Annotated in this window: 17 protein-coding genes; 6 read left to right on the forward strand and 11 right to left on the reverse strand. The window is 65.4% G+C overall.

The genetic code is table 11. The features are described from left to right. The first annotated feature begins 61 nt into the window (after nucleotides 1-61). Complete coding sequence (locus ACTRWB_RS16950; RefSeq protein ID WP_446902578.1) at nucleotides 62-2,227, forward strand: hypothetical protein; 2,166 nt, start codon at nucleotides 62-64, stop codon at nucleotides 2,225-2,227. A 184-nt stretch (nucleotides 2,228-2,411) separates the two neighbouring features. Here the strand turns inward: ACTRWB_RS16950 and ACTRWB_RS16955 are convergent, their stop codons facing one another. The 3 genes from ACTRWB_RS16955 to ACTRWB_RS16965 are packed head-to-tail and all read right to left on the reverse strand — an operon-like array spanning nucleotide 2,412 to nucleotide 6,443. Continuing rightward, nucleotides 2,412-3,632, reverse strand: coding sequence for an MFS transporter (locus ACTRWB_RS16955; RefSeq protein WP_446902579.1), 1,221 nt, complete (start codon nucleotides 3,630-3,632; stop codon nucleotides 2,412-2,414). Beyond that, nucleotides 3,622-5,217, reverse strand: a complete 1,596-nt coding sequence (locus ACTRWB_RS16960; protein WP_446902580.1) for an FAD-binding oxidoreductase — start codon at nucleotides 5,215-5,217, stop codon at nucleotides 3,622-3,624. The genes ACTRWB_RS16955 and ACTRWB_RS16960 overlap by 11 nt, the downstream gene beginning before the upstream one ends. A gap of 2 nt (nucleotides 5,218-5,219) precedes the next feature. Further along, nucleotides 5,220-6,443 (reverse strand): aromatic ring-hydroxylating oxygenase subunit alpha, encoded by a 1,224-nt coding sequence (locus tag ACTRWB_RS16965; RefSeq protein ID WP_446902581.1) that lies wholly within the window; start codon nucleotides 6,441-6,443, stop codon nucleotides 5,220-5,222. A 395-nt stretch (nucleotides 6,444-6,838) separates the two neighbouring features. On the opposite strand from ACTRWB_RS16965, the gene ACTRWB_RS16970 reads away from it, so the two are divergent. Further along, entirely contained in the window at nucleotides 6,839-7,618 is a 780-nt protein-coding gene (locus ACTRWB_RS16970) for an N-acetyltransferase family protein (RefSeq protein ID WP_446902582.1), read from the forward strand. A gap of 60 nt (nucleotides 7,619-7,678) precedes the next feature. Here ACTRWB_RS16970 and ACTRWB_RS16975 read toward each other — a convergent pair whose 3' ends face one another. Both ACTRWB_RS16975 and ACTRWB_RS16980 read right to left on the reverse strand, forming a co-directional pair. Further along, nucleotides 7,679-8,578, reverse strand: coding sequence for a hypothetical protein (locus ACTRWB_RS16975; RefSeq protein WP_446902583.1), 900 nt, complete (start codon nucleotides 8,576-8,578; stop codon nucleotides 7,679-7,681). Between the two features lie 430 nt (nucleotides 8,579-9,008). Beyond that, nucleotides 9,009-9,353 carry a hypothetical protein gene (locus ACTRWB_RS16980; RefSeq protein WP_446902584.1) on the reverse strand — a complete coding sequence of 115 codons (345 nt, stop codon included), beginning with the start codon at nucleotides 9,351-9,353 and terminating at the stop codon, nucleotides 9,009-9,011. A gap of 64 nt (nucleotides 9,354-9,417) precedes the next feature. Between ACTRWB_RS16980 and ACTRWB_RS16985 the strand changes: the two genes are divergently transcribed. Beyond that, nucleotides 9,418-11,343: a hypothetical protein gene (locus ACTRWB_RS16985; RefSeq protein ID WP_446902585.1), complete on the forward strand. Its 1,926-nt coding sequence runs from the start codon at nucleotides 9,418-9,420 to the stop codon at nucleotides 11,341-11,343. Nucleotides 11,344-11,488: 145 nt separating this feature from the next. Here ACTRWB_RS16985 and ACTRWB_RS16990 read toward each other — a convergent pair whose 3' ends face one another. The 3 genes from ACTRWB_RS16990 to ACTRWB_RS17000 all read right to left on the reverse strand — a co-directional run bounded on the left by ACTRWB_RS16990 (nucleotide 11,489) and on the right by ACTRWB_RS17000 (nucleotide 14,167). Beyond that, complete coding sequence (locus tag ACTRWB_RS16990; protein ID WP_446902586.1) at nucleotides 11,489-11,989, reverse strand: flavin reductase family protein; 501 nt, start codon at nucleotides 11,987-11,989, stop codon at nucleotides 11,489-11,491. A 140-nt stretch (nucleotides 11,990-12,129) separates the two neighbouring features. After that, nucleotides 12,130-13,158, reverse strand: a complete 1,029-nt coding sequence (locus ACTRWB_RS16995; protein WP_129518211.1) for a methionine synthase — start codon at nucleotides 13,156-13,158, stop codon at nucleotides 12,130-12,132. A gap of 25 nt (nucleotides 13,159-13,183) precedes the next feature. Continuing rightward, nucleotides 13,184-14,167, reverse strand: a complete 984-nt coding sequence (locus tag ACTRWB_RS17000) for a DUF1852 domain-containing protein (protein ID WP_446902587.1) — start codon at nucleotides 14,165-14,167, stop codon at nucleotides 13,184-13,186. 330 nt (nucleotides 14,168-14,497) lie between these two features. Here ACTRWB_RS17000 and ACTRWB_RS17005 point away from each other — a divergent pair, with 330 nt between their 5' ends. Then, nucleotides 14,498-15,406, forward strand: coding sequence for a LysR family transcriptional regulator (locus ACTRWB_RS17005; protein WP_343491868.1), 909 nt, complete (start codon nucleotides 14,498-14,500; stop codon nucleotides 15,404-15,406). 372 nt (nucleotides 15,407-15,778) lie between these two features. Here ACTRWB_RS17005 and ACTRWB_RS17010 read toward each other — a convergent pair whose 3' ends face one another. Beyond that, nucleotides 15,779-19,372, reverse strand: coding sequence for a YadA family autotransporter adhesin (locus tag ACTRWB_RS17010; RefSeq protein ID WP_446902588.1), 3,594 nt, complete (start codon nucleotides 19,370-19,372; stop codon nucleotides 15,779-15,781). 1,100 nt (nucleotides 19,373-20,472) lie between these two features. On the opposite strand from ACTRWB_RS17010, the gene ACTRWB_RS17015 reads away from it, so the two are divergent. Further along, nucleotides 20,473-21,279 carry a response regulator gene (locus ACTRWB_RS17015; RefSeq protein WP_446902589.1) on the forward strand — a complete coding sequence of 269 codons (807 nt, stop codon included), beginning with the start codon at nucleotides 20,473-20,475 and terminating at the stop codon, nucleotides 21,277-21,279. 30 nt (nucleotides 21,280-21,309) lie between these two features. On the opposite strand, the gene ACTRWB_RS17020 is transcribed toward ACTRWB_RS17015, so the two are convergent. Further along, nucleotides 21,310-23,502: a TonB-dependent siderophore receptor gene (locus tag ACTRWB_RS17020; RefSeq protein ID WP_446902590.1), complete on the reverse strand. Its 2,193-nt coding sequence runs from the start codon at nucleotides 23,500-23,502 to the stop codon at nucleotides 21,310-21,312. Nucleotides 23,503-24,009: 507 nt separating this feature from the next. On the opposite strand from ACTRWB_RS17020, the gene ACTRWB_RS17025 reads away from it, so the two are divergent. Then, nucleotides 24,010-24,957 (forward strand): mannuronate-specific alginate lyase, encoded by a 948-nt coding sequence (locus ACTRWB_RS17025; protein ID WP_446902591.1) that lies wholly within the window; start codon nucleotides 24,010-24,012, stop codon nucleotides 24,955-24,957. 39 nt (nucleotides 24,958-24,996) lie between these two features. Here ACTRWB_RS17025 and ACTRWB_RS17030 read toward each other — a convergent pair whose 3' ends face one another. Next, complete coding sequence (locus tag ACTRWB_RS17030) at nucleotides 24,997-26,286, reverse strand: sugar efflux transporter (protein ID WP_446902592.1); 1,290 nt, start codon at nucleotides 26,284-26,286, stop codon at nucleotides 24,997-24,999. Nucleotides 26,287-26,289: the final 3 nt, after the last annotated feature.

Consider the following 26,289-nt stretch of genomic DNA (forward strand, 5'->3'; position numbering starts at 1 on the left):
TCGGCGGCCTGATACGGGCCGCGCCGCCCCCGGTCACCCATTTTTGAAAGTCGAACACGTCATGCGAACACGATCCGCCGTTTCTCCTCGCCGCCCCGACCTCGCACCCGACAACCCCGCGACGCCGAGCCCGGAAGCAGGACGCCCGGAGGCGAACGCCGCGTCGGCCGATCAACGTCTTTCATCGCTGACCTCGTTTCAGCACCGGCGAAGATCGAGCGAGTCGCCGGTTGCCAGCACGGTCGAACTGTCGACGCTGCGTGCCGGCACCCGCGCGCGGTTGCCTCGCCACGAGAGCGGTGAAACAGAACGCGTATCAGCGGCGTTGCCCGACGCCCGAATCACCGAAGCGCAGACCGACGAGCCGAATTCGGTACCGGTCCAGCAAACAGCGCACCTCGGCTACGAAGAGATGCGAACGCTGTCGCGGAACGTGCACGAACTGACGGCGTCGCTGACGTCGTCGGTCGACGACGCCGTCGCGCTGCACACGAAGTTGCGAACGGAACTGGCGAAGCACGACGTCAACGCGCTGACCGACGCCGATCTGCGGCGCGTCGACGCATTCCAGCAACACATCGCGATGGCGCAACCCGTGAAGCAGGCGCTCGACAGGATGGCGGGCGACCTCGACGCGCTGCTGGCCTCGGATGAAGGAAAGGCCGCGGAGCAGGCCGCCGGTCGCGCCGGCAAGATCCAGCGCGCGATCGGCATGACGGAAGCGATGCTCGCGATCGTCGCCAAGAACGCCGCGTGGTATGCCGCGCCGGGGATCATTCCGGCGACAAGCACGTCCTTTCATGACGTCGGCAGGATGGCTGCACTGGTGGCCTCGCGTTCGGCGCTCGCGATGGCGCTGGCCGCAACCACCGAATATCCGCTCGCGACCGACGGGCAGCGCCGCTACAGGGACGCCGGCGGGCCACTTATCCGGCTCCAGGGTTATGTGCAGGCGTTCGACCAGATGGCGGCACTGGCCACGATGTTCGCCGTCAGCAAGGCGACCGGCCAGGCAGCGCCGCCGGCGTTTCAGGTCAGCGGCTTCGTGCTGTCCGCCTTGGGCGCGGCGATGCAGACCGGCGCGTTGAACGACGTGATGCTGCGTATCGTGCGGCCGATCTCGACCCTGCTGCGCGGCAATGCGCCCCGCCCCGTCGAACCCGCGTTCGTGCCGATCGCGACCAACGGGCTGCGAGCCGCGATGAACGACGCGCGACCGGCGCAACCCGATCGGGTCGAACCGGCCGGACGGGATCTCGAACAAGGATTCGGGCCCGTCGCGCGCGGCGCCGATCCGGCATCGGCACTGCAACGCGTGCTCGACGAGCTGCATGCGTACCCGCTCGATCGCATGCAATCGGACATCGCGAAGGCTTGCCTCTCGATCACCAACCTGCACGATGTGATCTTTCCCCGGCTCGACGCGCAGCCGGCAGACGACGCGACGGCATCGGCACACCCTGCGCCGGCTCCGCCGCTGACGTATGACGCCCACGTCGAGCGGTTCACGCACGACATCGACGCGATACGCGCCGCCGCGCGCCGGTTTCGCGACGGCTTGCCTGCGAACGACGAGCGGCGCGTCCGGATCGACGCGGCGTTCAAGGATGCGCAGGACACGGAAGCGCGGATCGCGGCGATGTCGAAGGACGGATCGCCGAAACGCACCGCGTTCTTTGCCGCGATGGGGGCCTTGAGCGTCACGGGCGCGGTGCTCGGTGCGATCGGCCCCGCCGTTCACGACGAATGGCTGTCGAACCTCGGCAACCGGGCGGCGATTTTCGGTGTGACGTCGTCGGTGCTGCAGGCGTTCGCGAACCTCGGCCAGTTCCTCGGCGGCGCGCAACCGGGCGACGGCCGTCTCGCGCGCATCCTGAAGATCGGCATGGACCAGGAGAACAGCCAAACCCTCGCGTGGGCCAAGAACTGGGCGCGCTCCGTCCGGTTCCTGCTCGGCGAGTTTCCGCTGCTGCAGTTGTCCACGACGTTCTCCGAGATGGCCGACAAGGAAGCCGGCAGGATCCCGGAGGCGCCGGCGCACGGCATCCCGTCGGCCTATACGATCAGAAACGTGCAGGAAGCATTCCGCGCTGCGTTCAGCCTCGCGTTCACCACGATGGCGCTCGACGAGACAGCGCAGTGGAATCACCTCGCAGGACTCGGCGTCAGCGCGCTTGGCGCGATCGTGCCGGTGGCGGTCGAGGCGGGTGCGTCCGTCAGGCGCTAGGCGGTGGATGACGCCTGCCGCGCCGGCGCATCCAGCGCACGGGTCAGGATTGTGTCCACGCGACCGTCCTGACTCACCGCGGTGCAGAAGTCCGGGACGCGGCGGTTGTCGCGAGCAGCGCGTCGACGCGGCTTCACTCCGTCGATCGTGTCCGGCTCAACGGAGTGGAGCCAATCGCGCCAGTTCACACGGTCGGATCTCCGCGCAACGCACGCGCACGCCACCGCGCCCCGACGTGCAACCCCGCGCCCGCCACGACGAATGCCGCGCAAACGCCCAGCACGCCCGACCACCCGGCCGCCGCCCACGCCGGCACGGCCAGCGCGGTGCCGCAGGTGCCGCCGATGAAGTAGACGATCATGTAGACGCCGTTGATGCGCGTGCGTGCGGCCGGCCGCAGCGCATAGATCACGGTCTGGTTGCAGACCATCGCCGCCTGGATGCCCATGTCGAGCAGCACGATCGCCAGCGCCTCGACGGCGACCTGTCCCGGCCACGCGGCGAACAGCGCGAGCGCGACGAACAGGCAGGCGAGCGCGCGCCCGAACACGCGCTCGGGGCCGAGCACGTCGGCCGCGCGGCCGAGGGCCGGCGCGATCAGCGCACCGGCGATGCCCGCCAGCCCGAACAACCCGTCCACGGACGCGCCCCACGCCGGATGCGCGTGCTGCAGATGCAGCGCGTAACTCGCCCACAGCGCGCTGAACGCGCCGAACAGCAGCGCCCCGCGCCATGCCGACAGCCGCAGGCGCGGCTCGTCGCGATAGAGCGCGCGCAACGAGCGCAGCAGGTCCGCATAGGATTCACCGGTCGTCGCCGGCGCGCGCGGCAACCGGCGCGACACGAGCCATCCGAGGGCTGCCTGCGCGAGCGCCGCGAACGCGAACATCGCGCGCCAGCCGAGCGTCTCGGTCACCGCGCCCGACACCACGCGGCTCGCGACAATGCCGATCAGCAATCCGAGCATCACGCGCCCCACCACGCGGCCGCGCCGCTCGGGCGCCGCCAGCGTGGCCGCGAATGGCACGGTCAGCGACGCGGTGGTCGCGAACACGCCGCTGACGAGCGCAGCAAGCGCCTCCAGTGCGAAAAACGGTGCAAGCGCCGCGCCGGCCAGCGCGAGCGCGCCGAGCCACGCGAGACGCGCGACCAGCGCACGCTTTTCGTAGCGGTCGCCCAGCGGCACGAGCAGCACGAGGCCCGCCACGTAGCCGACATGACCGAACACCGACAGCGTGCTCGCGGTGGCCGGCGCGACGCCGAAGCTGTGCGCGATCGCGGCCGCCATGACCTGGTTGTAGTAGAGGCTGCCCGCCGAAAACGCGCACAACGTCGCCATCAGCGCCACCTGCGCGCCGGTCAGGCCGTCGCCGCCGGCCGCCCCTTCGCGCGCGTCAGCAGCCATCGCCGAGCGCTCCCGGGTTGACCCGCCGATCCGGATCGAGGCTCGCCTTGACGCGCCGCATCAGGTTCCACGATCCCGGCTCCAGCACGCGCTCGAACGGATAGTCGCGCGAGACCTGCCAGCTCGCACCGCCCAGTTCCGCATACGCGAGATAGGTTGCGTCGCGGATCGCCTGCACCGCGGCCCGCGCGTCGGGCGCGGCCGGCCGGTCGGCCCACGGCGCGGTGACGTCGGCGCCGACCATCGCGACATGCAATGGCGTGAGTTCGTCGCGCCAGTAGAACGCGGTCTCGAAGAAGAACTCGTTGCCGATGCACATCAGGAAATGCGAGCGGCTGATCCCGTGCTGCGCCATCAACGCGTCGAACCCTTCGAAATGACGCGCCATCGCGTCGCAGACATACAGCGCGTCGCCGAGGGCGAACGTCGCGTGGCACGGCACCCAGCGCTCGCCGTTCAGCCCGAGCATGCCGCGCACCGGGCCGAACGGCTTCGCGCGGATCACGCGCGGCACCGAATCGGGCAGCTCCACGCCTTCGCGGAGCACGATGCCGCGCACCTCGGTCAGCGCTTCGTCGAGACGGCGCGCAGATTCGTCCTCGACCATCAGGTGCAGCGTGTACGGATGCGCGGTCAGGAATTGCGTACCGGCCGCCGCCACCGTTACCGCATCCTTCATGCCGACCGCGAGGCTCTTGCCGGCGCCGATCACGGCCAGCAGACTCTTGACGCTGTCCGCCGAGCGGTTCACGCCGGCCGACTGCAGCGCCTTGTTGCGGTCGATGCCGAAGCTCTCGGCGATCTTGCCGGTCTGCGCGAGACGCACCTGCGCGTCGACCATCGCCTGCATCGTCGCGAAGCCGGCCGACAGGTAACCGACATGCGGCGTGCGCTCGATCAGGCGCAGCGTGGCGGCGACCTTGATGCCGAACGCGCCGTTGTCGCCGAGAAAGAGCCCGGTGAAATCGGGCCCGCCGCCGTGTCGCGTGAACGGCTTCGCGCCGCGCCGCCCGCCCGACCCGGTCGTCACGCAGGTGCCGTCGGCCAGCACGGCCGTGACGCCGAGCACGCTGTCGGCCGCGGTGCCGTGGCGGCTCGATCCGTAGAACGCGCTGTTCTGCGACAGCGCGCCGCCGACCGTGCCGCCGATCCCGGACATCGGCCCCCAGTACGGCGTGCGCAAGCCGGTCGGCAACAGCGCCTCATGCAGTTCGGCCCACGTGCAGCCCGCCTCCACGGTGACGAAACGGCTCTTCTCGTCGATCTCGATCACGCGCGACATGCGCCGCGTGTCGACCACGATGCAGTGGCGGTGCGGCGGCAGATAACCCTTGCCGTATGACAAACCGCCACCGCGCGGAATCAGCGCGACGTCGAGGTCCTGCGCGAGCCGCGCAAGCGCCACCACGTCGTCGGCGCTGCGCGGCAGCGTGATCGCGAGCGGCGCCACGCCCGGTTGCCAGAACACGTCGTTCGAATAAAAAGCGAGCGACGACTCGTCGGTCAGTACCGCGTCGGCGCCGATGAGCGCGCGCAGCCGTTCGCCCAGATCGCCGTGCATCGGTCCGTGAAATGCAATCTGCATGGTCATGCCTCGACTGAAATCGGGTGGAAACGGAATGCGTCGTGCCGCACGGCGCGCGATGCCGGAACGTCCGGTTCGGGCGCCATTCGGCGCGCGAGCGACAGCTGAAACGCGTGCAGCGGCCCTTCGTGGAACGGCGAGAACGGACCGGGGCGATAGCCGGGCGAGCGACGGCACGCCTGCATGCCCTCGATCATCGGAATGTCCTCGCGATTGATGCGATCCCAGTTCGTGCGCACGCGCATGCGGATCGCTTCCAGCGGATCGGATGCATCGCCAGACGGCTCGCCGACGAAGAAGAAGTACACGTGCTCGTCGGTGGTCTGCACGTCGACCGGATCGACCGTCAGCACGAACAGGTAGTCCGCGTGCAGGCCCAGCATCAGCGTCGGGCTCGCGAGCAGGTACTCGGCGCCGCGCGCGCGTTGCGGCGACAGCCCGGCGAATGTCGGCAAGCCGCCGTGGCCCGCGGTCGCCGCATCGTAGACGTAGGTGCCGACGCCGCAGAAATGATCGTCCACGACCGGATAGTGCTCGCTCCACAGCGACGCCTTGTTGAGCGCGGGATGAACGAACGGGTTGTGATAGCTGTCGAGAAAGTTCTCGACCACCAGCTTCCAGTTGCCGTGCACGCGATAGTGCAGCGCGCCACCGTAGTGCAGTTGCGAGAAGTCGTAGTCGTGCCAGCGCGTGTCGAGCGCGGCCAGCGTATCGGCGAGCGGTGCCGCGTGCCCGCCCGGGTTCACGCAGACGAGGCCGTTCCAGCACGCGCTGCGCACGCGATCGAGTTCGAGACAGCCGCGGCGCGATTCGTCCACGCGGTGATCGTGGATCCCGTTGAAGTGGCTCGCGCGTTCCAGCGAACCGTTCAGCCCGTATCGCCACGCGTGATACGGACACCGGATCGAATTGACGTCGCTCGCCTGCTCGCTCACGAGCGGCACGCCGCGATGCTTGCAGATGTTGTGGAAGCAACCGAGCGTGCCGTCGCGGTCGCGCGTCACGACGAGCGGCATGCCGGACAGCGTGACGGGCAGCACGTCGCCGGGGCGGCCGACCTGCCCGCTCGCGGCCGCGACGCGCCAGTGACGTTCATCGAGCACCGCCAACTCGTGCGCGAAGATTCCGGGATCGGTGTAGAACAGCGCGGGTAGCGATACCGCTTGCTCGAGCGGTTTCGCGAGATGCTGGGTGAGGACATGTTGATAGCGCTGCGCAGCCTGCATGAAGTTCCCCCTGGTGAGCCGCGCTCGTGCGGCCGTGACAGCGATCGTAGGAGAAACGTGCCGTCGCGACGGCTGCGATGCGAAACGGTGGCGATCCATCCGTATCGGACGGTCGCCGGATTCACGGGTGCGCGTCATCCGGGCTGGTGTCTTGTCGCGAGGGTCGGCGAAGGAAACGTCGGGGTGTGCCGCTTCGGAGATCGCGCGTGCTTCGCATTCGGCAACCGCCGTTCCGATGCGGCGACTGTCATCGCAGCGCCTCCGCCTACATTCGTCCACATCCCATCAACCATTCCCCGAACGCCATGCGAGTGACGCGCACAGAGAATCCGGACTCCTCCCCGCGGGCCAGCGAAAGCCCCACCGATAACACACGCCGTACGCCGACGCCGACCGTGGACACGGCCGCGCAAGCGCTGACCAGAGCGCAATTCCCGCCGTCTTTTCTCGGGAAGCGCCGCCAGAGCACGGCGTCGCTGGAGACCGCGAGCGACGCACCGTCATCACAACGCTTTCGCGCGTCAGGCACCACGCCGGAAGCCATCTCAGGCGGACTCGGTGCGCCGGTTGCACAAGCGGCCGGCGCGTCGCGGCATGCCGTCGGTACGCCCGAGCTCGTCGGGCCGGTCATGATGACGAATGTCAGACACTATGCCGACGGAACCCGCATGGGCGAAATCGACCCGCATGACGAGGACACCCGAAACGAGCTCATCAGTTTCCTGTTCGAAATAGACGGGGACGATCGTGCCGCGCTCGCGTCCCGTTTCGAGCATGACTATCCTCCCGACGCATTTGACCCGCGCATCTATGACGGCATGGTCGTCGCGGTCAAGGACGAGGTCATCGCAGGTTTCATGGACTATTCGGAAACGGAACTGCACGCCCCGGGGCAAGTTGCGCAGATCAATATCCTGGTTGCGAAGGAGCATCGCGGAACCGACGTCGCAAGAAACCTCGCGAAACAAGTCGACGAGGCACTGCTCGCCAGGGGCTTTCGCTACAAGCTGTCCCGCGTATGGGAAAGCAATACGGCGCAGCTGGAACGCAAGCACCGGCGCGGTTGGCGGCCCGACCCGGCACTGACCGTAGCGGGCGACACGAAAGCGTTCTGGATCGCGCTGAATCCGACGTTCGCGGACATTCCGCCGCCGAGGCGCAGCCCGGCCCGTTGACCGCGCCGGGCCGGCATGCACGCTGTATCGCCGGCCCGCGCGTCGTCGGGCGCTGTCCATCTAGTCGAGCAGATCGGCGAATGCCTGCAACGGGCCATGCCGCCGCGCTGCCGACAGGCGTTTGATCGGCGCTTCGACCATCGTCATGAGTGCCGCGTGGTGCTGTGTCGGCTGATGGCCGATCGCGGTCACCAGTCTCGTGAGCGGCTCGCTCCGATAGCGGTCGGGCAGCAGTTCGATTTCGCGGAGCATGCTCGAGAACGGTTCGAGATCGTCGGCGTTTTCCGGCAAGCGAATGTCGCCGGCGGATTCCCCGAGCCGGCCGGCGAAGGCTTGCATCGGCTTGTGCCGATGCTCCGCCGGCAATCTCGTGATGGTTTCGAACAGTCCGCTTCGGAGCTGCGGCTGAAGGTCGCCCGACAGCTTGCCGGTCTCTGCCACGAGCGCCGCAAGCGGCACGCCCTGCTGATCGTGAGGCAGTTCCTCGCTGACACCCTTGAGAACGGTCGCGAACGCGCCCAGATGATCGGCGTGATCCATGCCGTGGATCAGCCCCGCGAACTGAGTCAGCTGTTGAGCACGCGCGCTTGGTCGCACCGGCGGCAGATTTTCCGCGATCGCCTGCAAGCGGCCCAGCAGCTGACGATAGGTTTCGTGATCGATGCGCAACGGATGATCTTCAGGCAAATGGAAACTGGTCGTGAATCCATGCATGAGGCGGTCCGCCTCCGCGATCGATTGCGGGACGTGCTGGCGCGGCAGTTCCTCCCAGCGCCGTTGCGCATGCTGAACGTCACGCACGGGAGAGCGGTTCCTCAGCAACGGCTGCATGAATTCGGGGATCGCGCGCTCGCGCGCCGAAGGCGTCGGGGACGCGGCGGCGCTCGCCGCCGTCCCGGCTTCTTCGGCAGCTTCGCTGTGCACCGGGCTCGAGGCCCCCGATCGAACGGGCGTAGGCATGGTCGTACTCCATTGAGGTTGTTCCGTGCCGGCCATTTCATCGGACGACGGCCGTCGTTGAACGGTTGCCGGCGAATTCGTCGATCAGGATCCGAACGTGGTTGCCTTGATTGCCGCACAACGACGCTCGACGCGCATCTGCCGACCACGTGCAAGCCGGCAGCGAACCTCGGTAAAACCTGCGCCGCGCCCCGAAGCAATCGCTTCGTACTCGATGCCGATCGACGCAAAATCTGCCGACGCATCGCGCATTGAAGCGCCGGGAAACTGCCTTGCCAGACGGTTCGTAAACCGCGCTTGCCTTTCGCAATCGCAACCGCGCCCGAACACCGGGCGACGTAGTGTTGGGTCACGCCATCTTCGTCAGCCGGGCCCACACCATGTCGTCTTCGATTCGTTCCACGTCGCCCGTCGCGTCGACGCACTCGCCTCAGCCGGACGCAGCGCCGGACAACACCCCGCCGAGCCGGGCCGCGAGCCCGTCGGGCAACGCTTCCCGTCGGGCGTCGACGGAATTTCCCGCGCTGAAGCCGCGCGGTTCGACCGATACGTCGGCATCAGGCGCGCGGCCGCCGGAATCGCTCCCCGCCGACGGCACGGGCAGCCTGCGTCGCGTGGACAGCACGGTCCTCGACGCGCACCGGTCGCGCCGCGCCAGCACCGCGTCTTCCATCGAGATGGATCGCATCGCACCCGAAAACGCCGCCACGACGTCAACCTCGTCAGCCGCGTCGGTCACGTCCGCATCGACAGCATCGACGGCATCGACCGACAACGAAGTCAGCTTCACGATGCCGCCGCCTTGCGGCGGCTCGCTAACCCGGCACGAGGACGGGCGCTTGCGCTGCGAGCAGGATCGAGGCGCGCAGGGCGTGCTGAGCCTGCTGTCGGAACTCGATCCGGACACCGTCAGGAGCCTGGCGCTTCCGCCCGACGCGACGATCCGCATCGAGTGGGACGAGAACCTGATGCAGCACATGAGCGCGTTCATGCGGCTGGCGGGCGGCGATGTGCTCGTCGCCACCGATATGCTGCGCGACGCGATCGCAAGTGGCGCATCCGCCTTCACGCCGCAGGCGCGCATGCCGGGCGGCGATCAGCATCCGTCCGATTTCCTGCGCAATCTCGGCATCCGCGTGCACGTGACGCCGGACAACGGAACCGGCGCGCGCCTGCAGTCCATCCTGGAGCGGCAATACGACGACCCGGCGAAGAACATGCGTATCGCGCAGTTCCGGCATGATTTCGGTGCGATGTCGTTGCTCTCGCTGGCGAACAACAAGCAGTTCACGAAGCAGCTCGCGTACGGCGTCGGCGCCAGCCTGACCGGCACCGGAACGATCGGCGCCACCTTCGACTACGGCATCTGGGACAACGTCAAACGTTCGATGAGCGAAGCCGCCGTGGCGAAATTCGGCCCGCTGCTGGATTCGCTGACGCCGCTGTTTGCCGAAACGTTCGACTCGATGGTCATCTCGCGACTGCTCGAAGTGATGAAGGGCGGCAACTTCCTGCCGGAGAATTTCGGCGAAGCGTGGGACACGCTGAAGGGCGCCGCCTACTCGGGCGCGATCGCCGCGATCGGTTCCATCGCGAACAACTATGTGCGCGAACTGGCCAGCGAAGCGCGCCAGGCCGGCCATACCGAGGCCGCCGCCGCGCTGCTCGTGGCGAAGCAGTTCACCAACCTGCTGGCGACGTGGATGTCCGGCGCGATGATCCCGCTCGAAGTGATGAGCGACCACGAGGAACTCGTCGACGCGAAGATGAACCTCATCGAAACCGGCGTGATTCCGCGGCCGGACGTGGCCGACGTACGCACGCACGTCAGCGAATCGACGCTCAACACGATCCGGGCCGCGCGCGGCACCGGCTCCGCGATACGGTCGATGGCCACGGGCGGCGAGATTGCCGCGACGATCGGGCTGCTGCTGTCGATCCTGGAACACCAAGGCGTCATTTCCGGTTCGTTGGAACAGCTCATCACGCTGATGTATTCGACGCCGACCGAGGTCCTCAGCATGACCGCGTCGATGGCGGCCGAGAAGTGGGTCGGTGCCGACGGCGACAAGGAGAACGCCCGCATCACCACCGACGCCGGCAAGCAAAGTGCGATGCTGGCGCGGATCTCCGGTCACGAAACGACCACGCTCGACGATCTCGACCGCATCGCACGGCCTGACGGTGAGCGCAATGCGTCGCTCGGCCATGCCGTCACGCAGGCGCTCGGCACGGCCATGGGCATCGTCGACAAGGGTGCCGAACTCGGCATCCGGTACACCGGCGCGGGCCTGACTCGCGTGGGCAATGCGTTGTCGCCGATTGCCGACATACCGTATGTCAGCCCGGTCCTGACGTCGGTGGGAAACGGGCTGTCCGGCACTGCCCAGTTCGCGTTCGAGCATGCGCTCAAGCCCCTTGGCCAGGGCCTGCAAGCGGTTTCCGGGGCGGCTTACCGGAACGCATTGAAACCGGCCGGACAAGGTCTTGCGCGGGCCATCGACATGGCGAGCCCCGTGCTCGATCCGCTCGGGAAAGGCGCGGCAACCGTGGCAACGGGCGCCGGGCGTCATGTGGTCAAACCGGTTGCCAATGCAACCGCGGCGACGTTCGATACGGTCGTGCGCACGCCAGGTGCCGTGGTCGGTGCGGGCGCGAAGGCGTTCGATCAGGCTGCGTCGTCGGCGACCGACGCACTGAGCGGCGCCATGCGACGGCGTCGGGCCCCGCGGAACACCGAGCCGTCCGGGCCGGATCAGGTTTGACGACGAGGTCGTCGACGGACGTGCGGCCCAACCGCAAGCGCGCTTCGCAACCCGTCAAACGTCAATGGCCCGAGGTCAACATACTGACCTCGGGCCACGAATTCTGCAGCGCGAGCGCCCAGCGGCGGAAAGCGCTCAAACCGCGCTATGCACCGGCGATGTTGCAGTACTGTCCTCTGAAGTACAGCAACGGCTGCGTAGCGGCCGTTGCTTGCAGGTCCAACGCTTTCACTTCACCGATCACGATCAGGTGATCGCCCGCGGCGTGCTCGGCATAAATTTCGCAATCGAGCCAGTGAAGGCTGCCGGCAATGATCGGGTTACCCAGCGGCGATTCCTGCCAATCGACGCCGTGCCACTTGTCCGTGCCTCGTCGAGCGAATTGGTTGGAAATCCCGACTTGCTCGTCCGACAGGATATTGACGACGAATCGACCTGCCTGGCGAATTTTCGGATAGCTGGCCGAACCGGACATGACGCTGAACGACACCAGCGGCGGGCTCATCGACACGCTATGGAAAGACTGGCAAGTGAAGCCGATCGGCTCGCCATCGACGTGTGATGCAATCACCGTGATACCGGATGCGTAATGCCCGAGCGATTCGCGAAAGCTCAATGGCTCGATGGCCGTGCTGGAAAGTAACATGGTAGATACCGAATACTGGGGGCGGCTCGGAGATGTCGAGGCGGCGTATTCCGACAGATTCAAGGAGCCATTTCACTGCACTCCCCGACATCCACGCGGCCTTCGATTCCCCGAGCACGACGTCCGACTTCAGCGCGGAACTAGTTCGAGAGTTCTTGTCGGACGATTTCCGCGCCCGCGCTCAAGGCACTCAGCTTGCCTCTCGCGATGGCGCGCGACAGCGGAGCCATGCCGCAGTTGGTGCAAGGATAGAGCTTGTCGGCATCCACAAACTGAAGGGCTTTTCGCAACGTGCTGGCGACTTCCTCGGGGGTTTCAATGGTATCGCTGGCTACATCGATGGCCCCCACCATCACCTTCTTGCCTCGAATGAGCTCGATCAGCTCCATCGGAACGTGAGAGTTGTGACATTCCAGCGAAACCATACCGATACTGGATTTTTGCAGTTTGGGGAAGGCTTCCTCGTATTGCCGCCACTCCGACCCCAGCGTCTTCTTCCAGTCCGTATTGGCCTTGATGCCGTAGCCATAGCAAATATGCACGGCGGTTTCGCACTTCAGACCTTCAATCGCCCTTTCCAGGGTCGCGACGCCCCAGTCGTTCACCTCATCGAAGAAAACATTGAATGCGGGCTCGTCGAATTGAATGATATCGACGCCGGCGGCCTCCAGCTCCCTGGCTTCCTCGTTCAGGATCTTCGCGAACTCCCAGGCCAGTTTTTCGCGACTCTTGTAATGATCGTCGTAAAGCGTATCGATCATGGTCATCGGGCCCGGCAAAGCCCATTTGATGGGCTGCCGGGTCTGCTGGCGCAAGAATCTGGCGTCCTCAACGAACACCGGTTTTTGCCGGGCAACCGCATCGACGACCGTCGGCACGCTCGCATCATAGCGATCGCGAATTCGAACGGTCTTGCGATTCTGAAAATCAACGCCGCTGAGGTGTTCGATGAACGTGGTCACGAAATGCTGGCGTGTTTGCTCGCCGTCACTGACGATATCGATGCCTGCATGTTGCTGCTCTTGCAACGACAAACGCAAGGCATCCTGTTTGCCCTCGATCAATTCCTCGTCCTGCAATTTCCAAGGCGACCAAAGGGTCTCGGGTTGTGCGAGCCAGGCGGGTTTGGGCAAGCTGCCAGCGGTTGAAGTAGGTAGCAATTTTTTCACGGTAGACGGCCTTGCGTTTTGTTAGTCAAAGAGCGTAGTCAGCGGACCACTGTTCAAGAATGGCCTGGTATGGCTTGATAAATTGGTCCTCGACAAACCTTCCCTGCTCGACAGCCAGCCGGCTACGTTCTTCCCGATCGTAAACAATTCGAGTCAACGAAAAATCCTGATGCTTCAAACTGGGTTGATAGGATTTTCCCGCCGGGGAATTCGCATTGTAAATCTCCGGCCGGTAAATCTTCTGGAAGGTATCCATCGTGCTGATGGTGCCGATAAGCTCAAGATCGGTGTAATCAGCAAGCAAATCCCCGGTAAAATAAAAAGCCAAAGGCGCAACGCTGTTCGGAGGCATGAAGTAGCGAACCTTCAAACCCATTTTTTCGAAATATTCGTCAGTCAATGAATATTCGTCCTGCCGATACTCGATACCCAATACAGGGTGCTGATTGGCAGTCTGGCGATAAGTCTTGCTACTCGAAACGCTCAGGCAGATAACGGGCGGCTTGGCGAAATTATCCCGGTAAGCGCTGGAATTCACGAAGCACTTGAACAGCTTTCCATGCAGATCGCCAAAGCCGTCCGGCGTACTGAATCCAGGCCGATCCTTGTTGTGCTCCAGCAATACCACACTGAAGTCATAATCCCGCACATAAGAGGAAAAATTATTTCCCGCAATACCTTCAATACGCTCGCCTGTTTTTCTATCGAGAATATTGGTTTTCAATATCTCGATCAAAGGAAGCGCGTTAGCACCGCCCTCCCCTTCGATACTCATTTCAACGGAAATGATTTCAAGCGTGACGGCATAACGATTACCCTCAGGGTTATCCCAATGCGCCAGCGAATTGAAACGATTGTCAATCATCGCGAGAGTGTTGCGCAAGTTCTCCTGGCGGCTCTCTCCTCTGGCCAGGTTGGCAAAATTGGTCGTGATACGCGTATTTTCGGAAGGCTGGTAGTCTTCATCGAAACAGATGCTGTTAATGGCAAATGTAAATTCTTTATTCATTGCGATCTCGCACCCTGGTTTCTGAAATAAACTGCGCTTGCGCTTTGCTTTCCAATGCTTCCCGCCTTTCTTCTCCGGCTTTTACTCGGCAGTCTCATCGGTATCGACATTCCGAACGAACTTGGCGTCGAGCCACGGTCGACCATGCATGAATCGATTTCATACAACCATTAATCATGTTCATGACGCGGTGTACGTGGATCTGCGTGGTGACCATGTACTGCGTGTTAATCAGAAGAAAAGTAACTGTCAGCGATGATATAGTTCCCGTCGCATGAATAAAAATGGATTTATTTCATGCAAACATTAAAATTGTTCATGGAGTGAGCGATGCTGGATCGCAGTCATCTGATGGTCGTGCGGGAAGTGGAACGGCAGGGTTCGCTCACGGCCGCCGCCGATACGCTCAATCTCACGCAGTCGGCGCTCAGTCATGCGGTGAAGAAGCTCGAGCAGCAGCTCGGTACGCCAGTGTGGACGCGCGAGGGACGATCGATGCGGCTCACGCAGGCCGGACAGTACCTGCTGAGCCTCGCGAACCGGTTGCTGCCGCAGTTCGAACTCGCCGAAGCGCGCATGAAGCAATACGCGCAGGGCGAGCGCGGCACGTTGCGGATCGGCATGGAATGCGCGCCGTGCTACCAATGGCTGCTGAAGGTGGTGTCGCCGTATCTCGCGCGCTGGCCGGATGTCGACGTCGACGTGAAGCAGCGCTTCCAGTTCGGCGGCATCGGCGCGTTGATCGGCCATGAAATCGACGTGCTCGTGACGCCCGACCCGCTCAAGAAGCCCGAACTGCATTTTCAGCCGGTGTTCGATTACGAGCAGGTGCTGGTGGTCGGCGATAACCACACGCTGGCCGGAGAAGCGTATGTCACGCCGGAGCAGTTGCAGCATGAGGTGCTGATCACGTATCCCGTCGAAACGGACCGGCTCGATATCTACACGCAGTTCCTCACGCCCGCGAACATGGTGCCGAAGCGCCACAAGGTGATCGAGACGACCGACATCATGCTGCAGATGGTGGCGAGCGGCCGCGGCGTGGCGGCGTTACCTCGCTGGCTCGCGGAAGAATACGCGGGCTGGATGCCGCTCACGCCCGTGCAACTGGGAGAGAAGGGTATTGCGAAGCAGATTTTCCTCGGCACGCGCAAGGCCGATGAGGACATCGATTATCTTGCGGCGTTTGTGAAGGCTGCGCGGGAGTGGAAATGGGCGGAAGCGAAGATGCGAGACTAGTTTTGCATCGAGGCTGGCGCTCAACGCGCATCAGCAGCAGGTCATGCGATACGCGGCAGTGTGGATCGAGGTAAAACGACGATGACCAACTCCAACGAACGCACATCCCTGCCCTTGCCGGGCGGCCAGCCCAACCGGATCTCCGTACACCAGGAACGGAACGCGTTCGCCGCTTTCGAGACGAACCTCGCGAATTGCGTATCGGGTCACGCCAGGCTCCACTCGACGAACGGAGCCCATTTTTTACCGATTGGGCACGTTCCGCCCGGATCGAAAAATGCGCAAACGAAAAAAGACCCGAAAATCCGGGCTAAATCACTGATTTAGCCAGAAAATTCGAGTCCATCCCTACACCAGGAACTTACGTTCCTCCTAGAACTGATAACCCGCGCCGACCACCGCGCCGAAGTCCGAGCGGGTGTTGCCCGTCACCGACGCCTTGACGACCCAGCGGTTGCTCTCCGTCACGTACGAGTACCCTGCCGCGAAGCCCTGCTGGCCGTGATAGTTCGAGGTCGCCGCCGACACCATCGAGCGGCCCGCGCCCGTCGGTTGCGGCAGTCCGGCCACCGCCATCGCCGACGCGACGCCGCCGTACATGTCCTTCTTCAGGTCGTTGAACGAGTTGTACACCTGCCCGATGCGCTGGTCGGTGTAGTTCTTCGCCTGCGTCGAAGCGGACGTGAGGTTGTCGTTCATCTGCTGCACGTTCACCGCGTCGGTCGGCGCCGTCCCGGCCGCGACGTTCGTGATCTGGCGCTCGCTGCCCTTCGCGCCGACCGAGAACGAATTGTCGCGATCGGCGACCGAACCCTGACCGACCGCCACCGCGTTCTTGCCGGTTGCGGTCGCCGTCGACCCGATCGCTCCCGCATCGGCGCGCGCGATCCACGTCGTGTTCGCGTCGGTTACCGCCGCGCGGATCTGGTCGTTGGCCGCCACGTTCTTCAGCGCATTGTTGAACTGGCCGACGTTGACCGCATCGTTGTCGTTCACGCCCGCCGCGACGCCGGTCAGCGTGCGGTCGCCCGCCGTGCCGGAGAAGTTCACACTGGTGCCGCCGGAGCCCTTCCCGACCGTGATCGCGCCGTTCGGATCCTGCTGCTGCACGAGGCCGGCCTTGCCGTTCGCGATACTGGTCACGTTCCCCTGCAGGTTCGAGATGTCGGTCGTGTTCTTCGAGACCTGCTGGTTGGTCGCGTAGAGCTGCGAGCCGTTCACCGCGTCCGTGCTGGTCGCGCTGAGCGTGCCTGCCTGCACGTTGGTGATGCGCGTGCCGCCGGCACCGCCGAGCGTGATCGTGCTCTTCGAGCTGTCGTCGTACTGCACCGCGAGCGCGCCGAGCTGGTTGAGGTTCGACTGCACGTCCTTCAACTGCTTCACGTTCACCGCATCGGTGTCGCTGGTACCCGCGGCGACGTTCTTGAGCACGACCGCCGAGTTCGCGTCGCCGCCGACGAGCGACACCGAATTCAACCGGTTGCCGTTCGTGTCGACGTCGTACTTGACGACGTTCTTCACGGCTTCGCCGGTCTGGTTCGACACCTGCGTGATCTGCTGCTGCAGATCGGACTTCACGCCCGACAACTGGCCGCCGTTCACCGCGTCCGTGCTGCCCGCGGCGACGTTGCCGTCGGCCACGTTCGTCAGCTTCGTCGGCGCACCGCCGCGCGCCGCGCTGTACGCACCGAGTTTCGGGTCGAACTGAAGCGCGTCCTGCTGCAGCCCGGCGATCGCGGCGGTATTGCCGGCGATGTTCGCTTCCGCATTGCCGAGCCGCGTTTCGTGATTCTCGAGCGTCGTCGTGTTGCTGCCGACCCGGCCGTCGAGATTCGTCAGCGCGTCGCCGACGTTGTTGAACGAACCGCCGCCGACCTTGTAGGACGGTGCGCTGATCGAGCCGTCCGGATTCGCCGTCGCGCCGCCGCCCAGCGCGGCCGCGGTGCCGTCGATCGCGCGGCGCAATTGCGCGCCGTTCACCGCGTCCGTGCTGCCGGACGCCACGTTGCCTTCCGCGACGTTGGTCACGCGCACCGGGCTCCCGCCGTTGCCCGCGCCGAGCGACACCTGCCGCTTGCTTGCATCGTCGTACTTCACGGCCAGCGCATCGAGCTGGCTCGTGCCGTTCTGAACCGCCGCGGTCAACTGGTCGACGTTGACGGCATCCGTGCCTTTCTTGCCGGCCGCGACGTTGCTGATGAGTTGCGGGCCGTTGCCGCCGTGGCTCGCATCGTAGGCGCCGAGGCTCGGGTTCCACTGGAGCGCGTCCTGCTGGAGCGCGGCGATGTTGCCCGTATTCGTCGTTACCTGGTTGCCCAGCGTGGTAATCGACTGATTGAGCGTGCTGGTCGCCTTGCCGAGCTGGCCCACGTTCACGGCGTCGCCCGCGGCAATGCCGTCCGCGACGTTGTGCAGGCCGACCGGCGCCTGCGCGCCCGTGCCGCCGAGCGTGACGCCGCTGTGCGCGTCGTCGTCGTACTGCACGGCGTTCTTCGTCGCGGCGCCGATCTGGCTGGTGATCGACGTGCTCAGGTTGCCGAGCGTCGTGCTGAGGTTGTTCGTCACGCTCGTGCTGAGCGATGCCAGGCCGCCGTTCAGTTGCCCGACGTTGACGGCATCGTGCACGTCCTTGCCGTCCGCGACATTGTGCAGCGTGGTGCCGTTGGGGCCGGCGAAGGTCACCGAGTCGAACCCGCTCGGGCCGTCGTACTTCACGTTGCGCGTATCGGCCGCCTGCAGGCTGCCGATGTTCGACGCCGCCGTGCTCAGCGACGTATTGATGCCGGTGACGCTGCCCTGCAGGTTCGTGATGTTCGAGGCCGCCGTCGAGATCGACGTCTGCAGCGGCGCGACACTGCCCTTCAACTGGCCGACGTTGACCGCATCGGTATCGGCGACACCGGCCGCGAGCCCGCCGATCGTGGTGCCGTTGCTGCCGTCGAGCGCGATCGCCGCATGCGAAGCGTCGGTGTATTTCACGACGTTCTGCGTGGCCGTCACGATGCTCGTGCTGAGGCTGTTGCCCACATTGGTCACGCGCTGGTCGACGTTCGAAATCGTGGTCGACAGCGAATTGCCGACCGACGTCACGCGCGCATCGACGTTGCCGATGCCGGTGCTGAGCGTGCTGTTCACGTTCTTCAGCTGCTGGACGTTGACGGCGTCCGTGTCGGCCGCCCCCGCCGCGACGTTCTTGAGCTGGCGTTCCTTGCCGAGCGCGCCGAACGACACCGCGCCGCCGACCGGTGCGGCCGTGCCGCCGAACACCGGCGTGCCGCCGTTGTTCGCGCCGACGCTACCCGAGCCGATCGCCACCTGGTTGTTGTCGTTCGTCTGCGCGCCCGCCCCGATCGCCACGGATTGCGTGCCGCCGGCGCGCGTCTGCGTCGCCGCGTCGTACGCGGCGCCGCTCGAGACGCCGTCGCTCGACGTCGGATTCGCGCCGCCGATCGCGATCGAGCGATCGCCGCTGGCCAGCGCCGAGTGGCCGAGCGCGATCGAGCTGGTGCCGTGCGCATCGGCGACGTTGCCGATCGCCATCGAGAAATCGCCGATCGCGGCGGACTGACGGCCGACCGCCAGCGCCGTATTGCCTTGCGCCACCGCCACCGTGCCGATCGCGGTCGACGAGTTTGCCAGCGCCTGCGAACCGACACCGATCGCGATCGCGCCGCCGCTGCTGGTGCCGCCGTTGCTGCTCGCGTTCGACTGGTCGCCGATCGCGATGCCGCTGGTGCCGGCCTTCGCATTCGTCCCCTGCGTCACGTTCGCGGTGCTCACCGCCACGAAACTCCCGCTCTTCGTTGCGACGCAGAGCGGGTTCGTCCCGTCGATGCACTGGCCGTTCAACGCGTTGTCCGGGTTGCCGCGGTCGACGAAATTGTCCGCATGCGCGGCTCCCGCGATCAGGACACCGGCACCCGTGAACATGGCGGCGGCGAGCGCCGAAATCTGCTTCCTCTTCATGGTCTTCTGCTCCGTTTTGTAGCGTCTGGTTTGAATTTGGACTACTTACTTTTATCGACAGCTTCGACTTCGATTTCGATTGCGACTTTCGTGCGGAACCTGATTCCGATACCCGGTTCGGCCTTGTCGAAGGCAGCACGTATCGGCCGTCCGTATCGACAGGGCGTTCGAAGGCCCGGGCACGCCGTTCGTTTGACGGCCCGTTCCGTTAATTCGACAACTCAATTAGCAATGCAGATTGTTATTTATGGACGAGCCATCCCCCGACTGAATCCGGAGATTCAACCCGCCGTTATAAACAACCCTGATTCGATGCCGCGCCGACCGCGACCCATCCCGTTTCTTTTAATTCATCTCGGCAGCATCAATTGATGCTTCGGACCTGGGTCACGCAACGTCCGTCACGATTCGCTGTGGCTTCCGTTTTCCTGCATCACCCCTCGTTCAAGTCGGACGAATTATGAGACACGATCTAAAATTATTGAAGGCAACATTCTTTATAGATTGTAAAATTCAATATATTCAATGAGTTGCGTTAAATATAGATATCTCGCAAACGTTTTACACTCATCGCGATTAATCCAAATGTTTTTAGAAGCGGATAAATACTTTGCCGAAGCGGATTCAGATTAAATGCCACCAAACAAATCGTCGCCGGAAAACCGCCCTACCGTGCGATTCCGCACGAAACACACACGCAAGTCACGGGTATTGACCAACATCAACGGCCGACACTTCAGGCGCGATCCGCAGCATATGGCGAATAATCGTTGAAACGGAATGAAGGGAATAGAGCCGACCCATCTGGCGGGAATCGAAATATGCTCCTACAATTCCGCTCGCATCGATACCGGCAGCCGCGTGCATTCCAGGCGCGACGACGGCAACGCTCCGCGTCTTTACCGGCTCAGTGATCAGAACAACGAACGCCAGGTAACGCGCCGACCGGTTGCCCGTCGCGCAGTCCGGCGCAATCCGATTGTCGATGCGAGCGTGCGACGCGTGTGCGCGTCGTCATGGAGCAGCTTCCCAGGATTTCCCCGAACCGGGCCGGCCACCCGCGGGAACGCAGCCAGCATTATTTCCAGAACAGGTGCACGATGCCTCCATCGATCTCCGCATTGAGTGACGCCCATATCCTGATCGTCGACGATCAGCCCGACCAGCTGCATCTGCTGATCGACATCCTGCGCAGCACGGGGTGCCGCATCAGCATCGCATTCGACGGGTCGCAGGCGTGCCAGCGCACACAGGCGCTGATGCCCGACGTGATCCTGATGGATGTGCGCATGCCGCGCATGGACGGGTTCACCGCGTGCCGGCTGCTCGCCGCCGATCCGCTGACGAGCGCGATTCCGGTCATCTTCCTGACCGTGGCCGGCGAACTGCACGAACGTCTCGAGGGGCTCGAAATCGGCGGCGTCGATTATGTGGTGAAGCCGTTCGAGCCGGCGGAAGTGCTGGCACGGATTCGCGTGCAGCTCGCACGGACGAAACGCGACCGGCCCGCCGACGCGGAAAGCCCGTTCGCGGCCGGCAAGGACGACGACATCATCGTGCGTGCGGCGATCCGCCACCTGTCCCGAACGCTGAACGATCCGCCGACGGTGGAGCAGCTGGCGCGCGCGGTCGGCACGCATGAAAAGCGGCTGTCGCGCGCGTTTCGCGACAATCTCGGCCAGACGGTGTTCGAGTATCTGCGGGTCGAGCGGCTGCGGATCGCGCAGGATCTGCTGGATTCGACATCGCTCAGCATTGCCAGCATCGCGAAGGAAATCGGTTTTTCCACGCCGGCGAATTTCGCGACCGCGTTCCGCGAACGTTTCGGCATCACGCCGACCGAGTGGCGGCGCCAGCGCCAGGCGGGCGGGCGCGCCGCGACCCGGGAACCGCAGCGCGACGCGTAGGCCGGCTCGGCGTGATCGCGACTACCGCGCTTACCAGTTGTATTTCGCGGTGGCCAGCACGGTCCGCTCGTTGCCGAACACGCACACGGCATACGACTGGCAGCCGCTGACGTAACGCCGGTCGAACAGGTTCGCGACGTTCAGGGCCAGGCGCCAGTGCCGCATCTCGTAGTGCATCGCCAGGTCGTACAGCGTCGTGCTCGGCACCGTCAGCGCGTTGTCGGGCGCGCCGGCCGACGCGCTCTGGTAGCGCACGCCGCCGCCGATCCCGAGGCCTGACAGATCCCCCGTGCGCCAGGTCCAGTCGGCCCACAGCGACGCCATCTGCCTCGGCAGCGGCACGGCCACCGGCCAGTTGTTCAGCGACGCATCGTTCGCCTTCACGTTCTTGACGTCCTGATAGACATACGACGCGACGATCGACAGCTCGCGGGTCAGCTTGCCGACCGCGCTCAGCTCGATGCCGCGCGAGCGCACTTCGCCCGTCTGCACGGACGACGTGCCGGTCGGGTCGAGATTGACCGGCGTCGGCGTCACGACGTTGGTCTGGTTGATCTGATAAACGGCCGCGTTGAGCATCAGGTTCCGGCCGGGCGGCTGCCAGCGCAGCCCGGCCTCCGTCTGCGTGCCGCGCGTCGGTTTCGGCAAGCCGCCACCATATAGCCGCACGCCGATCACCGGATCGAACGACGTCGAATAACTCAGGTACGGCGACAACCCGGCGTCACCCTCATAGGTGAGCCCGACGCGCCCGGAGAACGCACTGACGTCCTGCTGCTTCTGCATGCCGGCCGTCCGGTCGTCGAACCGCGCATTGACCCAGTCCTCGCGACCGCCGAGTGTCAGCGTCCAGCGCTGCCAGCGAATCTGGTCCTGCGCGTACGCACCGAATCCGTTCATCGCCGTGTACTGGTCGACGTGGCCGAGCGACGTCGGGCCGGAGAAGATCGCGGCCGTGACGGGCCGATAGACGGGGTTGTACAGGTTCAGCGACGGCGCCAGCGCGAGCCACACGCTGTTGGTCGTCGTCTGCCGGTCGAATTGCAGGCCGAACAGCAGCGTGTGTTCGAGCGGCCCGGTGCCAAAGCGCGCCTGCGCGTGGTTGTCGATATCGAGTCGGCTGTAGTTGAGCTGGAACAGCCCCGCGAAACGCATCATGTTGGTCGTGCTGCGGGGCGCCAGGCCGTTGCCGAACACCGTCGCGTCGTCGAGCGACAGGCGCGACCAGCGCACGTCCTGGTGCAGCGACCAGATCGCGTTCACGCGGTGCTCCAGCGCGTAGCCGAGCGACCATTGCTTCTTGCGGTAGTCGTTGAACCCGGGATCGCCCATGTAGATGTCCTGCGACAGGCGCCCGTTCGGGTTCGGCAGCACCGTGCCCGACGCGGGCAGGAAGTTCGACGAAATATCGCCGCTGTCCTGCAGGAAGGTCGCGGAGAACGTCAGCGACGTGTCGGCATTCGGTCGCCATCGGAACGACGGCGCCAGCGCGACGCGCCGGTCGCCGTTCGGGCCGGTCACCGCGTTGCCGTCCCGGGCCACGCCGACGAAGCGATACGCGTACCGGCCGTCCGGGTCGAGCGTGTCGCCGACGTCGAGCATGACCTGCTTGCGCGCATCGTTGCCGATCTGCACGCCGGCCTCGCGCACGCGCTCGCCGTCGGCGAGCTTCGTGTGCGCGTCGACGATCGCGCCGGGCTCGCCCGCGCCGTACAGCACTGACGTGGGCCCGCGCAGCACCGCGATCGAGTCGATCGTATACGGGTCGACGCGCCAGTTCGCGATCACGGCCGTATTCGGCGCGGCCACGCCGTCGACGTACAGCGTCGGCGTGAAGCCGCGCAGCGCCGCATACCAGTCGGTCCGGCTGTCGGCGCCGAACGTCGCGAAACCCGGCACGTAGCGCAACGCCTGGTTCAGGTCGGCCGCGCCGGTCATCTCGATCTGCTGCGCGGTCACGATATTGATCGTCTGCGGGATCTCGGCCACCGGCGTGTCGGTCTTCGTGCCCGCCGTGGTGCGCAACCCGACGAGCCCGACGGACGATCCGTCGGCCTTCCCTTTCACGGCGATCGGCGGCAGCACGGCCGCCGCCGCGTCGGGCTGCTGCGCCGATGCTGCGCCCGATGCCTGCGCGTGCGCGCCGCCTGCTGCCGCCACGCACAGTGCTCCCCCGGCAGCGACCGCCATTGCGCGTCGCGCCGCCCTCGTCCCCGTTACCATCGTTCCATGCTCCGTCGTGCTGGGGCCGATTCGGCCCGATCGTGGCGCGACGCGCCGCCGGCGTCCGCCCCGTGTTGTCGTTTTGGTGATGCTGGTTGCGCGCGAGTCGGAATGCACTGGCCGATGGCGTCGTTCGCGAGCGCAGCGATCATACCGGGCGAACGTGGCGCGGTCTTTAAAAAAGTGCGCAGGGGCGCACGGGTGGGCGAAGCCCGGGTTCCGGGCGCTGGAGACGGTGCACGCGCGCATCGATCGGGCCAATTCCCATTGCTGTCGGGAAAGGCGGATGAAAGACGGAAACGCTAGACTGCGTGCGGCCCGGGAGCGGCCGCGCACCACGCGGTCCCGGCGTCGCATCGTGCGTGATCGAGCGCGTTCGGCGTCGCGGCGTTACCTGCGGCCAGATTGGCGGAGCCGGTTGCGGCCTTTACGCCGCGATCGCGATACCGGCTTACGCGTTTGCGACACCACCGTCACCCTCTCACCCCCGAGGACCGTATGCGCCGCATGTCGACCCGACCGCTGTTCGCCGCATTGCTCACCCTGGGCGCGATCTTCTGCGCCGTGCCATCCGCCCACGCCTGCGACATACCGGCGGCCGTGACGACGATCGATCCGCCCGGCTACTACGACGACGCCGCCGGTTATGCGCGCGCCGCGAAGCCGATGCGCGATTTCATTTCCCGGCTCAACACGGCGGCGGACAAAGGCGACTGGGCCTGCGCATTGAGCCTGCTGGAAAGCTGGGCGCAGGCCGATGCGCTGATGGGCCGGATCTCGGGGTATCAAGGCTATTACGAGCGCTCATGGGCCGGCACCGACTTCGCGATGGTGATCCTGCGCATGCCGCGTGACGTGCGCGATGCGAATCGCGCGCGCTTCGACGCGATCGATCCGTGGCTCGAACGCATCGCGATCGCCACCCGCGATTCGGAAGCGATCAACCACCTGCACAACAACCTCGTGTACTGGGCCGGTCTCGACCTGATCGCGATCGGCACCGTGACCGGCAACGCGAGCCTGATCGACTCGGGGCTGCTGCGGGTTCGCGAAGGCATCCGCGACATCGGCCCCGACGGCGCGCTCGCGCGGGAAGTCAAACGCGGCAACCGCGCGCTGCACTATCACACCTTCGCGCTGCTCCCGCTCGTGTTCGCGGCGGAACTCGTGCAGCGGCGCCATATCGATCTCTACCGGGAAAACAACGGCGCGATCAGCCGCCTCGCGAATCTCGTGATCGACGCGGTGGAAAATCCCGCGAGTTTCACGGCCATCACGCCGATCAAGCAGGATCTGTTTCTGTGGACGTTCCGCGACGAATTGAGCTGGGTCGAGCCGTACTACGCGCGCTTTCACGACCCGCGTCTGCCGGCGATCATCGCGCCGCGCCGCCCGTTCGACGAATGGCGGCTCGGCGGCAATGTGACGGCGGTCTGGGGCGCGTCGCTGCCGTAGGCGATTCGCGGGCTTCGCGCTGCCGGCGTGCGCTGCGCGTCAGCGCGGTGCGTCGAAGCGACGGCTCGACCGCTTCGACGCATCTGTTGAATGTGTCGCACCGGCTCGCGGATCGCGCGCATCGCCAACGAGCAACACGAGCGCCGCGAGGGCCAGCGCGCCGCAACCCGCGAACGTCGCACGATAACCGAACAGATCGACGAATGCGCCGGACAGGACACCCGACACGATCGAGCCGACGCGCGCCGTACTGAAGAACATCGCGGTCGCGGTGCCGGGACGCGTCGGCATCAGGTCGCACACGCGCGTCATGCCGAGGCACGACGTGATCGCGACCACGCAAGCGCTCAGCAACTGCAGCGGCAGGATCGCATCGACACGCGGCACCGTCGCGAGCGCGGCGAAGTACACGGCATGCACGGCCGCGCAAGCCGTCAGCCAGCGCGCCTTGTTCAGCCGCGCCGAACGGATGCCGAGCCACAGCATCATCGGGATCTCGAGCAACGCGGCAAGACCGAGCGCCGCCGACACGTCGGTCGGCGTGCCGCCCAGCCCGCGCACGATATACAGCGGCAACACGATCATCGTCGCGTTCGCCGCCAGCCCGATCAGCATGAGTGCGGCAAGCGTGCGCAGCACGACGGCACGCGGCGCGGCCTCGCGCGGCGGCACCGGATCGCCGCCGGATGCGCGCGTCGTCGCGGCCCTGCCCATATCGACCGGCGCCGGCCGGCGAGCCGGTTCCGGAATGCGCGCGACGATCGCCGCGCACGCGACAAAACAGGCGGATGCCGCGAGAAAGAGCCCGGTGAAGCCCGTCTGCGCGAGTATCAGCGCGCCGAGCGCGGGGCCGAACACCCAGGCGACCGACATCATCGTGCGCAGCGCGGCCAACGCCAGTTCGCGCTGCGCGTCATGGTCGACCGGCAGCACCGCACGCGCGAACGAGAAGATCTGCGACAGCGACACGGCGCCCGCGCCGAGCATGATCGTGCCGACCGCGATCACGGGTATCGGCGCGCGCATGACGCACAGCAGCGCGAACCCGAGCGCGGCGGCCACGAGCGACGCGACGAGCAGCGGACGGTGCCGGTCGCGGCGATCGGACCAGCGGCCGGCCCACGTGCTTGCAACGACGCCGCTCGCCGCGATCAGCGTCATGAATACACCGGCGAGCAACGGCGACATCGCGGCCGCCTCGACGCCGAACAGCGACAGGTACGGCGCGGTAAACGACATCGCGACGCCAAGCATCAGCGCCGCGGCGGACAGCGGAACGAAATGCGTGATCCCGGCCAGGCCCGAGAAATGCGACCGCAGCGATGGCATCGC

The organism is Burkholderia sp. YIM B11467 (assembly GCF_052952715.1).

Bases quoted from the DNA above. Each gene is read 5' to 3' on its own strand.
- ACTRWB_RS16965 (WP_446902581.1), bottom strand. From the start codon at position 6,443: ATGCAGGCTGCGCAGCGCTATCAACATGTCCTCACCCAGCATCTCGCG.
- ACTRWB_RS16960 (WP_446902580.1), bottom strand. From the start codon at position 5,217: ATGCAGATTGCATTTCACGGACCGATGCACGGCGATCTGGGCGAACGG.
- ACTRWB_RS17015 (WP_446902589.1), top strand. From the start codon at position 20,473: ATGCCTCCATCGATCTCCGCATTGAGTGACGCCCATATCCTGATCGTC.
- ACTRWB_RS16990 (WP_446902586.1), bottom strand. From the start codon at position 11,989: ATGTTACTTTCCAGCACGGCCATCGAGCCATTGAGCTTTCGCGAATCG.
- ACTRWB_RS17025 (WP_446902591.1), top strand. From the start codon at position 24,010: ATGTCGACCCGACCGCTGTTCGCCGCATTGCTCACCCTGGGCGCGATC.
- ACTRWB_RS17010 (WP_446902588.1), bottom strand. From the start codon at position 19,372: ATGAAGAGGAAGCAGATTTCGGCGCTCGCCGCCGCCATGTTCACGGGT.
- ACTRWB_RS17030 (WP_446902592.1), bottom strand. From the start codon at position 26,286: ATGCCATCGCTGCGGTCGCATTTCTCGGGCCTGGCCGGGATCACGCAT.
- ACTRWB_RS17000 (WP_446902587.1), bottom strand. From the start codon at position 14,167: ATGAATAAAGAATTTACATTTGCCATTAACAGCATCTGTTTCGATGAA.
- ACTRWB_RS17020 (WP_446902590.1), bottom strand. From the start codon at position 23,502: ATGGTAACGGGGACGAGGGCGGCGCGACGCGCAATGGCGGTCGCTGCC.
- ACTRWB_RS17005 (WP_343491868.1), top strand. From the start codon at position 14,498: ATGCTGGATCGCAGTCATCTGATGGTCGTGCGGGAAGTGGAACGGCAG.
- ACTRWB_RS16950 (WP_446902578.1), top strand. From the start codon at position 62: ATGCGAACACGATCCGCCGTTTCTCCTCGCCGCCCCGACCTCGCACCC.
- ACTRWB_RS16975 (WP_446902583.1), bottom strand. From the start codon at position 8,578: ATGCCTACGCCCGTTCGATCGGGGGCCTCGAGCCCGGTGCACAGCGAA.
- ACTRWB_RS16955 (WP_446902579.1), bottom strand. From the start codon at position 3,632: ATGGCTGCTGACGCGCGCGAAGGGGCGGCCGGCGGCGACGGCCTGACC.